We start from the raw sequence: 12,820 nt of genomic DNA, 5'->3' as shown, positions 1-12,820 counted from the left end.
TGACAATGGCGCCTCAAGCAGTCCGGGCGCGGCGGGTGAGCCGCAGGGTGAGGCCGTCCGGCATCAGGGTGAGCCGCTCCGCGATGCGCAGCCGGTAGGCCGGATCCGCGTGCAGGTCGTAGCGGCGCAGCAGCAGTCCGAGCACCAAGGTCGCCTCGTGCAGGGCGAACTGACGCCCGATGCAGGCGCGAGCGCCGGTGCCGAACGGCTTGAAGACATGAGCGGGCCGTGCACGTACGGCCGAAGGAGCGAACCGGTCGGGGTCGAACTCCTCCGGGTGCTCGCCCCACGCGGCCGGATCGCGGTGCAGCATCGTCGCGAGGACCAGCGCCCACGCGCCGCGGCGCATCGGGTGCTCGCCCCCGAGGGTGGTGTCCACCCGCGCCTCACGGGCGAATCCCGGAGCGGTCGGCCACAGCCGGAGCGACTCGTCGAGCACCCGGCGCAGATAACGCAACTTGGCCACCTGCTCGTACGCGGGCTCCTCCTCGGCGCCCCAGACCTCGTCGACCTCGGCCCGCGCGCGGGCGAGCACTTCCGGGGAGCGCGACAAGTAGTGCAGCGCGAACGACAGCGCGCCGGACGTCGTCTCGTGCCCGGCGACCAGGAAGGTGATGACCTGTCGGCGGATGTTCTCCGGAGTGAGCCGTTCTCCCGTCTCCGGGTGGGCCACTTCCAGCATGCGGTCGAGCAGATCACCGCTTCCGACAGCACCGGAATCCGAACCGCCCTCGGCGCGGCGGGCCGCGATCACCGCGTCGACGGTGCGGTTGAGGTACGCCATGTCGGCGTCGTTGCGCCGGTCGGCGCCGCGCAGCACGAGCGGGGTCAGCAGCGGCGGCACGACGTTGCGCCGTTGGGCGAAGGAGAGCGTGCCGACCATGGCCGACACGAAGGGATGCGGCGCGGACCGCTCGAAGGAGCCGAAGTCGTGCCCGAAGCCGGTGCGGGCGATCGTCTCAAGCGTCAGCTTCGTCATGTCGCCCGGCACGTCCACCGCCCGGCCCGCCGCCTCCCGCTCGTCCCAGCGCGCCGTCAGCTGCCGTGCGACGTCCAGCATCAGCGGGTGGTAGCCGCTCATCGCGTCGCGGCTGAAACCGGGGGCCAGGATGTCGTGCGCCAGCTGCCAGTTGGGTTCGTGGTTGTACGCCGTGAAGAGGCCGTCGCCCGCGACCGGCCGGAGGTTGGCCACGCCGAGGCCCACGTGCTTGGCGAACCGCGACTCGTCGGCCAGGTCCGCGGCGAGTTCGGCGCCCCACACGAAGACGAACTCCTTGCCGAACGCCTTGCGCCGGAAGATCGGCCCGAGCTGGTGGGCCATCTTCATGGAGTCCTGCAGCGGCGTGCGTACGTTGGCGCCCAGGATGTCGCCGAGCAGCGGTAGCCGGCGCGGCGGGTGCGGTATCCGGTGCAGCTCGGGCCAGCCGAGCTCTGCGCTGCGGAAACCCTTCGGGGGAGCGGCAGGGGCGCGCTGCCCGTCAGGACCGTTCGCAGCCGCGGACCGCGTCGTCTGCGCCATGTGCCCATCTCCCTTGTCCGACGGGCCCGTTGGGCCTGTTGTACGTGGATTCAATAGGAGATCCCAGTCTGGTGCCCCTATTGAATTCGCGTCAAGTAAGGTGCCTGCATGGCCGCGAATCCCCAGGAGCGCACGCGCCGCAGACTGAGTACCGAGGAGCGGCGTGAGCAGCTGCTTTCGGTCGGGGCGCGGCTCTTCGCGCAGAAGCCGTACGACGACGTGTGGATCGAGCGGGTCGCGGAGATCGCGGGCGTCTCGCGGGGGCTTCTGTACCACTACTTCCCGACCAAGCGGGACTTCTTCGCCGCCGTGGTGCACCGGGAGAGCGAGCGCATGCTGCGCCTGACGGCGGCGGAGCCCGGCCTGCCGGTGCACGAACAGATCAGCACCGGCCTCGACGCGTTCCTCGGGTACGTGGAGAGCCACGCGCAGGGTTTTCGCGCCTTCCACCGGGCCGAGGCGGCAGGCGACCCGCTGGTCCGCGAGGTCTACCGCAACGGTCTCGCCGCCCAGGAGCGGCAGATCCTCGCGGCCCTCGCCGCGGACCCGGACGCCTCGGACATCACCCAGGACCTGCCCGCGCTGCGCCTCGCGGTGCGTGGGTGGCTCGCGTTCATGGTGGCGGTCTGTCTGGAGTGGCTGGAGGAACCGGACCTGACGCGGGAGCAGGTGCGGGACCTGTGCGCCAAGGCGCTGCTCGGCGCGATCACACGCTGAGGCGGAGCACCTCGCGCAGCCGGGCTGGGGTCGTGAAGAGGTGGCCCTGAATGCCGACGGCCTCGGCGGCGCTGATGTTGTCCTCGCGGTCGTCGACGAAGAGGACGCGGCCAGGAGCGGAGCCGAGGGCGTCCAGGCACCAGCGGTAGGCGTCGGGTTCGGGCTTGGCGTGGCCGATGCGGCAGGAGAAGGCGCACACCTGGAAGAGCTTGAGCCAGGAATGCCGCTCTTCGTAGTGGGCGGCCAGCTCCTCGGGGATGTTGGAGAGCAGTGCGATCGGCTGCCCTGCGGCCGCCAACTCCTCCAGGAGGGCGACCATGGTGGTGTCGACGGCGCTCCAACTGGCGAGGTCGGCCTCGACGAGCCGCGCGATCCGGGCGTCGTCGAAGCCGACACCGAGCGCATCGGCCACCTGCCGCCAGTACGCGGCGCCGGTGACGTCCCCGCGGTCGTACGGGTGACGCAACTCCCAGTAGGCCTCCCAGAAGGCCGGGGCGGGCCCGCCCGCTATGGCGGCCAGACGCTCCTTGCCGTCCTCGGACTGGTGGCGCGCGATGACGCCGAACATGTCGAAGAGCACGACGTCGTGCGCGGCGGCGGGGGCGCGGTGGCTGCCGTTCATGGGGGGTATGGAGGGCATCGAGGGCATGGGAGGCGTGGGGGACATGGGGGTCATACCTTTCGTACGGTCACGCCCGCCGCGGCCAGCGCGTCGGTCTCCGCGTCCGGTGCCGCGTCGTCCGTGACGACGGCGTGCAGGGCGGCGGCGGGGGCGACGAAGGCCAGGGCGGTACGGGAGAGCTTGGCGGCGTCCGCGACGGCGATGACGCGGCGGGCCGAGCCGATCGCGGCGCGCTTGATCGCGGCATCGTCCAGGTCGTAGGCGGTGAGGCCGTCCGCGGCGGTCAGTCCGCAGCAGCCGATCACGGCGGTGTCGAAGCGCAGGGCGGCCAGGGACGCCGTGGTCAGCGGGCCGGTGAGGGCCAGCTCGCCGGGGCGCGGGCGGCCGCCGGGCACCAGCAGCGTCACCTGCGGAGCGGCGGACAGGGCGTTCACCGCGTGCAGGGACAGCGGCATCACGGTCAGTCGGCGGTGTTCGAGGGCGCGGGCCACCTCCAGGCAGGTCGTGCCGCTGTCGACGACCACGGACTCCCCGTCCGCGATCAGCCCGGCCACCGCGGCGGCGATGCGCCGCTTGACCGCCAGGCCCTCCTGCTCCCGCAGTGCGAACGGCGGTTCCTCGCCGCGCAGCAGAAGGCTCCGCGCCCCGCCGCGGTAGCGCTCGAGAACGCCCTGCTCCGACAGGGCCTCCAGGTCGCGGCGGATGGTCATCTCGGAGGCGCCGGTGAGTTCGGCGAGCTCCGCGACACCGATCCGCCCCGCGTCGCGCACGGCGTCGGTGATCTGCCTCAGTCGATCTGTACTGGCCACACTCGCATCAAACATCAGAACTGTTCGAGAATCAAACTTCCGAACATTGAATCTGTTCGTTATGTTCGAATGCATGGACAGAACACTGCGCTCCGGCCGCCTGGCCACCTTCGCCTACTTCGCGTTGAACGGCTTCCTCATGGGCATGTGGATCGTCCACATCCCCGCCGTCGAGGACCGCGCGGGGATCAGCCACGCCGTGCTCGGCTGGCTCCTGCTGCTGCTCGGCGCGGGCGCCTTCGTGGGCATGCAGATCGTGGGCCCGCTGACCGACCGGCTCGGCGCCCGCACCGTCGTGCCCGTCAGCGCGGCCCTGTGCGCCGCGGCCGTGGTGCTGCCGGGACTGGCCACGAACGTATGGGCGTTGGGGGCGGCCCTGCTCGCCCTCGGCCTCGGCAACGGCTGTCTGGACGTCAGCATGAACGCCCATGCCGTGCAGGTGGAGCGAGGCTACCGGCGGCCCGTCATGTCCGCCTTCCACGCCACGTTCTCCATCGGCGGCGTCCTCGCCGCGCTGGTCGGCGCCCGCACGCTCAGCTGGGGCTGGAGCCCGGCGGCGACCCTCGGCGCGGTGGCCCTGCTCGGCGTCGCGGCCGCTGCCCTGTCCGCCCCCGCGCTGCTGCGCCCCGAACCCGCATCCGAACCGTCGCAGGAGTCGCACGAGTCGTCGGAATCGCCGACGCAGGCGCGGCGCGGAACCCCGCGCCGGATCTGGGCCCTTGCCGCCCTCGCCCTGATGCTCATGCTCTGCGAGGGCGTGGCGAACGACTGGAGCGTGCTGCAGCTGCGCGACGTACTCGACGCGCCCGCCGCGACCGCCGCCCTCGCCTACGGGGCCTTCGCCACGGCCATGACCGTCGGCCGTCTGCTCGCCGACCGCGTGGCCGCGCGGTTCGGTCCGGTGGCCATCCTCCGGTACGGCGCCGCCGTGGCCGCGGTCGGTCTGACCGCGGCGGCCCTGTCCCCCTGGATCCCGCTCGCCCTGGTGGGCTGGACCGTGTTCGGCGCGGGCCTCTCCGGCTGCATCCCCCAGCTCTTCAGCGCCGCGGGCCACGCGGACCCCGACGCCGCGGGGGCCAACGTCTCCCGCGTCGCGGGGCTCGGCTACCTCGGCATGCTCGCGGGCCCCGCGGTCATCGGCCCGCTGACCCACTTCATGCCGCTCAACCTGACCTTCTTCCTGCCGGTGGCGTTCTGCGTGATCGCGGCCTGCGCGTCGGGCATCCTGCGGGAGACCCCTCAGGTGGCGGGGAACCCCGCCCGGAAGTGCTCCAGCAGCGTCTGACGCGATGCGGCGGTGGCGAGCCGGTCGGCCACCCAGAGGTAGAAATCGTCGGCGAGCTCGTCCAGCCAGTCGTATGCCGGGTCGAAGGGGCCGGAATCCGCTGCCGCATAAGGGAGTTCGAACTCCGGGTCGCCCCCGGAACCCGAGACGGAACCCGAGACGGAGCCCGAGACGGTGAAGTGGCGGGTCCCGTCCGGCAGGGAGCCCTGCCGGACGGAGGCCGACGCGCAGTCCCAGCGCCGCGCCCCGAACTGCAGCCAGAGCGTCCCGTCCCCCGCCCCGGCGCCGTACAGCGCGGCGGCCGCCTGTTCGCCCTCTCCGGGAAGGTGGACGAAGCCGTGGCAGCTGCCGCCGGGTGCGGGGGAGAAGAGCCCTGAAGCGGGGTCCAGGTCCCACACCCGGCCGTGCCGGTCGTAGTCCGACAGCCGCGTCATCAGCCGCGCGGCTCCAGGCCGAGCTCCCGGTCCACGGCGGCGCTGCTCCGGGTGGCGGCCGCGATGACCGCGCTCCAGCTGCCGTACTTGGCGTACTGCTGATCAGCCGTCGGGCCCAGCGGGTTGCCGTACTTCTTCATGTTGCGTGCCTCCAGGGCCTGCACGGCCTCGGGCGACATGCCCGCGCGCGTGATGTCCTTGGCATCGTTGCGCATGTCCACCAGCGTGCGGGCGATCTCCTCGTCCGAACTGCCCGCCGCATGCATCCGGTCGGCGACGTCCTCCATGGTGTCGAGCAGCCGGTGGTAGCGGATCCGGGTCTCGCGCGCCTGCGCGCGCTGCTCCGGGGTCATCTCCCGGATCATGCAGACGGCGGGATCGCTGCTGGTGCACGGCTCGTCGACGACGGCGGCCGGTGCGGCGATCGCGGCCGCAGCGGGCACCTGGGCCGCATGGGCCTGCCCCGGGGCGACGAGGAAGCCGCTCGCCGCGGTGAGCAGGGGGAGCAGGAAGAGGACGACGAAGCGGGTCAGGGAACTGCCGCGGCGGACCGGTGCCGCGGCAGCGGGCACGGATGTCGACATGGGGAGTGGGTCTCGCTTTCTTGCCTGCCGGGTGTACGAGTTGGGGTGAACCGGACGTTACGGCGGCACGGCGAGGTCACGCGCGTGCGGTGGCGACGCGTACGGGTGACCGTGCGATCGGTCGGGGTCGGCTTCCCGGGTCCGCGAGCCGAAGCGGGTCCATGAGCTGTCACAAGCCCGTGGGAAGATCAAATGCATGGAATTCGAACCCGACGACGACGTGCGGCGGCTCTGCGTCGACCGGCTGGGGGAGCGGGCGGGCGGCGACTGCGCGGCGCTCGCCCGCCCCGGCTTCCGCCGCGGTGGCCCCGCGCTCCTGGAACCGGACACCGCATGGCCCGAGTTCGACGGCGTGCCGCTCTCCCTGCACGCCGTCGCGTACGACCCGGACGCCCACGGGGGCGCCGCGGCCCTGCTCCTCGACGTGCCGGGGCTGTCCCACACGGCCCCCGTCGTGGGGTTCCAGCCCGACGAGCCGCACATGAGGTGCTGCTGACGTGGCCACCCTCGCGCGTTCCTCGCTCCTCATGGCCTTCGGGACCGTGGTCTCCCGCGCCACCGGTCTGATCAGGCAGGTCCTCCAGGGCGCCGCCCTCGGCACCGGACTCCTCGCGGGCACGTACAACACCGCCAACACCGTCCCCACCAGCCTCTACACCCTGCTCATCGGCGGCGCCCTGAACGCCGTCCTGGTGCCCCAGCTGGTGCGCGCCCGTGCGAACGACGCCGACGGCGGGACGGCGTTCGAGCAGCGCCTGATCACTCTCGTCGTCTGTGTGCTCGGCGTCGGCACGGCCCTCGCGGTGTGGGCGGCCCCGCAGATCGTGAGTCTCTACATGCGGGACACCGCCGAGAACCACGAGGCGTTCGAGCTCACCGTCGTCTTCGCCCGGTTCCTGCTGCCCCAGATCTTCTTCTACGGGCTCTTCGCGATCCTCGGACAGGTCCTGAACGCCCGCGAGAAGTTCGGCGCGATGATGTGGACCCCGGTCCTCAACAACGTCGTGCTCGTCGCCATGTTCGGCGCCTATCTGGGCCTGATGACCGTGCCCGACAGCGTCGACGACATCACCGCGGCCCAGGTCAGGCTCCTCGGCATCGGCACCACCATAGGCATAGCCCTGCAGGCCCTCGCGCTCGTGCCGTACGTGCGCGCCGCGGGCCTGCGCTTCAGACCACGCTTCGACTGGCGCGGCACCGGCCTCGGCAAGAGCGCACGGGCCGCCCGCTGGACGCTGCTGCTCGTGCTCGCCAACCAGGTCGCGCTGACCGTCGTCACGAACTACGCCAACGCCGCCGACCGGACCCTGCCGAAGGACGGCGTCGGCTACACCGCGTACTCCTACGCGCAGACGATCTGGCTCCTCCCGCAGTCCATCGTCACCGTCTCCCTGGTGACCGCGCTGCTGCCCCGGATGAGCAAGGCCGCGGCCGAGGGCCGGACCGCCGACCTGCGCGGCGAACTGTCCCGTGCGCTGCGCATCACCGGCACGGTGATCGTGCCCGCCGGATTCTTCTTCCTCGCCTTCGGGCCGCAGACCGCGGAGCTGCTCTTCGCCCACGGCGCGTCCGACGCCGCGGCCACCGAGCCCCTCGGCCACATGCTCCAGGCGTTCGGCCTCGGCCTCATCCCCTTCTCGGCGCAGTACCTCCTGCTCCGCGGCTTCTACGCCTACGAGGACACCCGCACCCCGTTCTGGATGGCGGTCTGGGTGGCCGGGGTGAACATGGCCCTGGCCACCGCCTGCCATCTGCTGCTGCCCGCACGCTGGGCGGTCACCGGCATGGCCGCCGCGTACACGTTGTCGTACGTGGTGGGGCTGCTGCTGACCGCGCGGCTGATGCGCCGCCGCCTGGGCGGCTATCTGGACGGCCGCCGCCTGTCCCGCACCTACGGCAAGTTGTTCGTGGCGTCCGCTCTGGCCGGTGCCCTCGGCTGGGCGGCCGCCCGCGCGGGAGCCGAGGTGACACCGACCGGCACCACCGCGACGGCGCTCACGCTCACGGCCGGCGCCGTGACGATGGCGGTCGGCTTCCTCGTCCTCGCGCGCCTGCTGCGGATAGGGGAGGTACGGATGCTGCGCGGCCTGCGCCGCTGAGACCGCGCGGCATCCTTGTCGACGGCCGGGCGGTCAGGCAGCCCGCGCGGTCCGGTGGCGGTGGGCCCGGACGAGGTCCGCGTAGTGGCGGCCGCTGCCCTTGACCGTGCGGCGCTGCGTCGCGTAGTCGACGTGGACGAGGCCGAAGCGCTTGTCGTAGCCGTACGCCCACTCGAAGTTGTCCAGGAGCGACCACGCGTAGTACCCGGCGAGCGGGGCGCCCCGGCGGGCCGCACGCGCACAGGCCGCCAGATGCGCGCCCAGATAGCGGGTGCGCTCCACGTCGTCGATCGTGCCGTCGGCGCGGACGACGTCGGGGTACGCCGAACCGTTCTCGGTGACGTACAGCCGACGTGCCCCGTACTCCTCGGTCAGCCGCATCAACAGGCTCTCGATGCCGCCCGCGTCGATCTCCCAGTCCATGCCGGTGTGCGGCACCTCGGGCCGGTACACCTGGCGGGCGAACGGCGCGGGACCGGTGGGATCGTCGGCGACGACGGCCGGGAAGTAGTAGTTGAGGCCCAGCCAGTCCAGCGGCTGCGCGATGGTCGCGAGGTCGCCCGCCCGCTCCGGCAGGTCGACGCCGTACACCTCCCGCATGTCGGCGGGGAAGCCGAGGCCGTGCAGCGGGTCGAGCCACCAGCGGTTGGTGTGCCCGTCGACCCGGCGGGCGGCGGCGACGTCCTCGGGCCGGTCGGACGCGGGTTCCACGGGGGAGAGGTTGTTGACGATACCGACCTGCGCGCGGGGCGCCGCCGCACGGATCGCCTGCGTGGCCAGACCGTGCCCGAGCAGCAGGTGGTAGGAGGCGCGCACGGCGGCCGTCAGATCGGTGAGGCCCGGCGCCATGCGGCCCTCCAGATGGCCGATCCAGGCGGAGCACAGCGGCTCGTTGAGCGTCGCCCAGTGCGGGACCCGGTCGCCGAGCCGCTCGGCCACCGCCGAGGCGTACGCCGCGAAGTGCTCGGCGGTCGCACGCTCCGGCCAGCCCCCGCGGTCCTGCAGCGCCTGCGGCAGGTCCCAGTGGTAGAGGGTCGCGTTCGGGGTGATGCCCGCTTCCAGGAGGGCGTCGACGAGCCGGTCGTAGAAGTCGAGGCCCGCCGCGTTGACCGGCCCGTCGCCCCCGGGCACGATGCGCGGCCAGGCGAGCGAGAAGCGGTAGGAGCCGACGCCGAGCTCCCGCATCAGCGCGATGTCCTCGGGCCAGCGGTGGTAGTGGTCGCAGGCCACGTCGCCCGTGTCCCCGCCGTCGATCGCGCCCGGGGTGCGGGCGAAGGTGTCCCAGATCGAGGGCGCGCGGCCGTCCTCGTCGACGGCCCCCTCGATCTGGTACGCCGATGTGGCCACGCCCCACGCGAAGTCCCGGGGGAGCGCGGAGAGGTCCACGGAGGAGGAGTCCAAGGAGGAGGGGTCGGTCACGGAGTTCCTTTCGGGGAGGGTCACTTGACGGCTCCTGCGGTGAGCCCGGCGACGAGATACCGCTGCAGGAGGAGGAAACCGGCGACTACAGGGATGCTCACGACGAGGGAGGCGGCCATGACCTGGTTCCAGTACACGTCGTTCTGGGTGGCGTAGCCCTGCAGGCCCACGGCGAGGGTGCGCGTGGCGTCGTTGGTCATGACCGAGGCGAAGAGGACTTCTCCCCACGCGGTCATGAAGGCGTAGACGGCGACGGCGACGATGCCGGGGATCGCGGCGGGCACCACGACACGGAACAGGGCACGCAGCGGCCCGCAGCCGTCGACAAGCGCCGCCTCGTCCAACTCCCGCGGCACCGAGTCGAAGTAGCCGATCAGCATCCAGATGGAGAAGGGCAGCGAGAAGGTGAGATACGTGAGGATGAGCCCGGCACGCGAGCCGAACAGCGCGATGCCCGTGGCGTTGCCGACGTTCACGTAGATGAGGAAGAGCGGCAGCAGGAAGAGGATGCCCGGGAACATCTGCGTCGACAGGACGGTCACGGTGAACACCCGCTTGCCGCGGAAGCGGTAACGGCTGACCGCGTAGGCGGCGAACACCGCGATGACCACCGAGCACACCGTCGCCGCGCCCGCCACGATCAGCGAGTTCATGAAGTAGTCGGCCAGCGGCACCGTCTTCCAGATGTCGAAGTACGGCCGCACGGTGAACCCGGAGGGCATCCAGCGGAACGAGCCGGACACGTCCTGCAGCGGCTTGAGGGAGCTGCTGACCATCACGTACACGGGCAGCAGCACGAAGCCTGCCAGCAGCGTCAGGAAGATCCGCCGCGACCACAGGAACGAACGCGGCGCGGCCATCGGTGAGCGCCTAGACATCGGCGGTCTTCCTTCCCCGCGAGGTCACCAGCAGATACCCGGCCGTCACCAGGAGCAGGAAGAGCAGCAGCAGGACCGACATGGCGGAGCCCGTGCCGAAGTTCCAGGTGACGAACGACGACTGGTAGATGTGGATGGAGATGAGGTCGGCGGCCTCGGGCGCCGACTTGCCGAACAGGACGTACGGCGTGTTGAAGTCGTTGAACGTCCACAGGAACAGCACCAGGACCAGGACCTGGTTCACCGGCCGCAGCGACGGCAGCGTGATGCGCCGCACCTGCTGCCACATCCCGGCCCCGTCGATCGCCGCCGCTTCGTACTGCTCTTTGGGGATGTTCTGCAGCCCCGCCATGACGATGAGGAAGGCGAACGGCCAGCCCTTCCACACCGACACGGTCAGCAGGGCGACGAAGCTGTTGTCGCCGATGAGCCAGAACGGGCGGCTGTCGGTGAGCCCCAACTGGTCGTGCAGGACGTGGTTGATCAGCCCGGTGTCGCGCTGGAACATGAACGACCAGGTGATGACGGCCGCGTAGACCGGCAGTGCGTACGGGATGAGGAAGACGGCCCGCAGCAGGCCGCGGCCGCGGAAGTGCTCCTGCATGAAGACCGCGGCCGCCGTGCCGATCAGCCAGCACAGGCCCACGGACAGCACGGTGAACGCGACGGTGACGTAGAAGGAGTGCAGCAGCGCCTCGCCGACCGGGGCGTCGAAGTCCACCGACAGCTTGTAGTTGTCCAGGCCCGTCCAGGGGGCGGCGCCCCAGTCACGGATGAAGAACTGCGTGAGCTCCTTGAAGCTCATCACGATGCCGACGGCCATCGGCACCAGATGGACGACGAGTTCGAGGAGCAGCGCGGGGAGCAGCAGGAGGTAGGGGAGCGACACGCGGCGCAGGCGGGCGGGCAGGCGCAGCCGCGAGGGGCGCTTGCCCGAGGGCGGCGCCTGCTCTTTGGCGGCGGGCGGTTCGGTGAGGGTGGTCACGGGGCGGCTCTCAGCTCTTCGGCATCTGCTGCTGTGCCTTGGACAGCTCGGCCAGCACGGAATCCGTGGTGACCGCCCTGCCCGCCGCCGCGTCGGCGAACAGCTTCTTGACGGCCGTGCCCACCGACGTCTCGAACTGCGACTCGTTGGGCACCTGCGGCAGCGGCGCGGCGCTCTTGCGGAGCGTGTCGCGCAGGACGGCGGTGTCGGCCCGGTCGAAGGCCGTGTCCTGCTGTGCGGCGGTGACCGGCGGGATCGACCCGTACGCCTTGTTGAGGTGGGCCTGTTCGGCGTCGCTCGTCATGAACTTGACGAACTTGCGGGCGCCGTCGAGGTTGTCGGTGTTCTTGAAGACCGCGAGGTTGATGCCCGCGACCATCGAGTTGACCTGCCGTTCCGCGCCGGGCTTGCCGGAGGCCACGGGCACGGGGGCGACCCCCCACTCGTCGGGCTTCATGCCCTGCGCCTCGAACGTGGTCGCCGCGGCCTGCCACAGCACCATCGCCGTCTTGCCCTGGGCGAAGTCCCGCAGCGACTGGTTCTGCGCGTACTCGGCGTTGCCCGGCGCGATGATCTTGTCCTTGGCCATGAAGTCGACGTACTGCTTCACGGCGGACACGGCACCGTGCGAGGTGAACGTCGGCTTGCCCTGCGCGTCGAAGAAGTCCGCGCCGTGCTGCTTGCCGAGGGCGAAGGCCTGGTGGATGTTGTTCACCAGGTTCGAACCCTCTGCGCCCAGCGCCCACTTGCCGCCCTTGGAGAGCTTCTTGCCGTCGGCCACCAGCTCGTCCCAGGTGGCCGGCGGCTTGCTGATGCCCGCCTCCTTGAACATCGCCTTGTTGTAGTAGAGGGCGTACGAGAGTGAGTACAGCGGCACCGCCGCCGGGTCTTTGCCCGCGGTGCCGGTCGAGCCGAGCGCCGCGTCGACGAAGCGGTCCTTGCCGCCGATCGCCGCGAAGTTCTTCGCGTCCCAGGGCAGGAGGGCGCCGGTGGCCTGGAGCGAGGACGACCAGGTGTTGCCGATGTTGAGGACGTCGGGGCCCTGGCCGGACGTGGTCGCGGCGAGGATCCGGTTGAGGAGGTCGGACCAGGGGATGACCTCCAGCTTGACCTTGATCCCCGTCTGCTGCTCGAACTTCCGCAGCTCGGGCGTGAGGATCTTCTTGTCCGCCGCGATGTTCGGCCCCTGGTTGGAGGCCCAGTACGTGAGCGTCTTGGGCGAGGCGTTGCTGCCTTCGCCGCCCGTGCTCGTGCCGCCGCCGCAGGCCGTGAGGGTGGCACCGGTGAGAGCGGTCACGGTGGCAAGAGTTGCCACGGCTCGGAGTCTGCGCATGGCGGATCCGTCCCTTTCATGGTGGATGAGCGGGAATGAGAACAGGCGTATGGGGGCGCCGAGTTCGAGGTCTGAACGAATTCATGACTTAATTTAGGACGTGAGTTAAAACCTGAGAGAAAGTCGCGTCAAGGGG

13 protein-coding genes are annotated in these 12,820 nt (G+C 71.1%); 4 read left to right on the top strand and 9 right to left on the bottom strand.

What is annotated here, in order from left to right; translation table 11 throughout:
- Positions 1-13 precede the first annotated feature (13 nt).
- Positions 14-1,519, bottom strand: coding sequence for a cytochrome P450 (locus AC068B_RS22285; protein ID WP_478673414.1), 1,506 nt, complete (start codon positions 1,517-1,519; stop codon positions 14-16).
- Between the two features lie 108 nt (positions 1,520-1,627).
- On the opposite strand from AC068B_RS22285, the gene AC068B_RS22280 reads away from it, so the two are divergent.
- On the top strand, positions 1,628-2,236 hold the full coding sequence (locus AC068B_RS22280) for a TetR/AcrR family transcriptional regulator (RefSeq protein WP_468568352.1): 609 nt from the start codon (positions 1,628-1,630) through the stop codon (positions 2,234-2,236).
- Here AC068B_RS22280 and AC068B_RS22275 read toward each other — a convergent pair.
- On the bottom strand, positions 2,226-2,876 hold the full coding sequence (locus tag AC068B_RS22275) for an HAD family hydrolase (protein WP_478673413.1): 651 nt from the start codon (positions 2,874-2,876) through the stop codon (positions 2,226-2,228). The genes AC068B_RS22280 and AC068B_RS22275 overlap by 11 nt on opposite strands.
- A gap of 32 nt (positions 2,877-2,908) precedes the next feature.
- Positions 2,909-3,667: a DeoR/GlpR family DNA-binding transcription regulator gene (locus AC068B_RS22270; protein ID WP_478673412.1), complete on the bottom strand. Its 759-nt coding sequence runs from the start codon at positions 3,665-3,667 to the stop codon at positions 2,909-2,911.
- 73 nt (positions 3,668-3,740) lie between these two features.
- Between AC068B_RS22270 and AC068B_RS22265 the strand changes: the two genes are divergently transcribed.
- Positions 3,741-4,952 carry an MFS transporter gene (locus tag AC068B_RS22265; RefSeq protein ID WP_478673411.1) on the top strand — a complete coding sequence of 404 codons (1,212 nt, stop codon included), beginning with the start codon at positions 3,741-3,743 and terminating at the stop codon, positions 4,950-4,952.
- Here AC068B_RS22265 and AC068B_RS22260 read toward each other — a convergent pair.
- Positions 4,907-5,386, bottom strand: coding sequence for a hypothetical protein (locus tag AC068B_RS22260; protein WP_478673410.1), 480 nt, complete (start codon positions 5,384-5,386; stop codon positions 4,907-4,909). The genes AC068B_RS22265 and AC068B_RS22260 overlap by 46 nt on opposite strands.
- A complete protein-coding gene (locus AC068B_RS22255) occupies positions 5,386-5,970 on the bottom strand; it encodes a hypothetical protein (protein WP_478673409.1) in 585 nt (194 codons plus the stop codon). The genes AC068B_RS22260 and AC068B_RS22255 overlap by 1 nt, the downstream gene beginning before the upstream one ends.
- Positions 5,971-6,166: 196 nt before the next feature.
- Between AC068B_RS22255 and AC068B_RS22250 the strand changes: the two genes are divergently transcribed.
- Positions 6,167-6,466 carry a hypothetical protein gene (locus AC068B_RS22250; RefSeq protein ID WP_478673408.1) on the top strand — a complete coding sequence of 100 codons (300 nt, stop codon included), beginning with the start codon at positions 6,167-6,169 and terminating at the stop codon, positions 6,464-6,466.
- Between the two features lies 1 nt (position 6,467).
- On the top strand, positions 6,468-8,069 hold the full coding sequence (murJ, locus tag AC068B_RS22245) for a murein biosynthesis integral membrane protein MurJ (protein WP_478673407.1): 1,602 nt from the start codon (positions 6,468-6,470) through the stop codon (positions 8,067-8,069).
- A gap of 33 nt (positions 8,070-8,102) precedes the next feature.
- Here murJ and AC068B_RS22240 read toward each other — a convergent pair whose 3' ends face one another.
- From AC068B_RS22240 to AC068B_RS22225, 4 genes are read right to left on the bottom strand one after another with little or no spacing between them, the layout of a single operon-like run.
- Entirely contained in the window at positions 8,103-9,512 is a 1,410-nt protein-coding gene (locus tag AC068B_RS22240) for a GH1 family beta-glucosidase (protein ID WP_478673406.1), read from the bottom strand.
- Positions 9,509-10,348, bottom strand: a complete 840-nt coding sequence (locus AC068B_RS22235; protein ID WP_468568593.1) for a carbohydrate ABC transporter permease — start codon at positions 10,346-10,348, stop codon at positions 9,509-9,511. The genes AC068B_RS22240 and AC068B_RS22235 overlap by 4 nt, the downstream gene beginning before the upstream one ends.
- A 10-nt stretch (positions 10,349-10,358) precedes the next feature.
- Positions 10,359-11,351: a carbohydrate ABC transporter permease gene (locus AC068B_RS22230; protein WP_478673405.1), complete on the bottom strand. Its 993-nt coding sequence runs from the start codon at positions 11,349-11,351 to the stop codon at positions 10,359-10,361.
- A gap of 10 nt (positions 11,352-11,361) precedes the next feature.
- Positions 11,362-12,684, bottom strand: coding sequence for an ABC transporter substrate-binding protein (locus tag AC068B_RS22225; RefSeq protein WP_478673404.1), 1,323 nt, complete (start codon positions 12,682-12,684; stop codon positions 11,362-11,364).
- Between the last annotated feature and the right edge of the window lie 136 nt (positions 12,685-12,820).

The organism is Streptomyces sp. NPDC042371 (assembly GCF_056437465.1).
The sequence above is the reverse complement of the archived record's forward strand: the minus strand, read 5'-3'. Positions and strand labels throughout refer to the sequence as shown.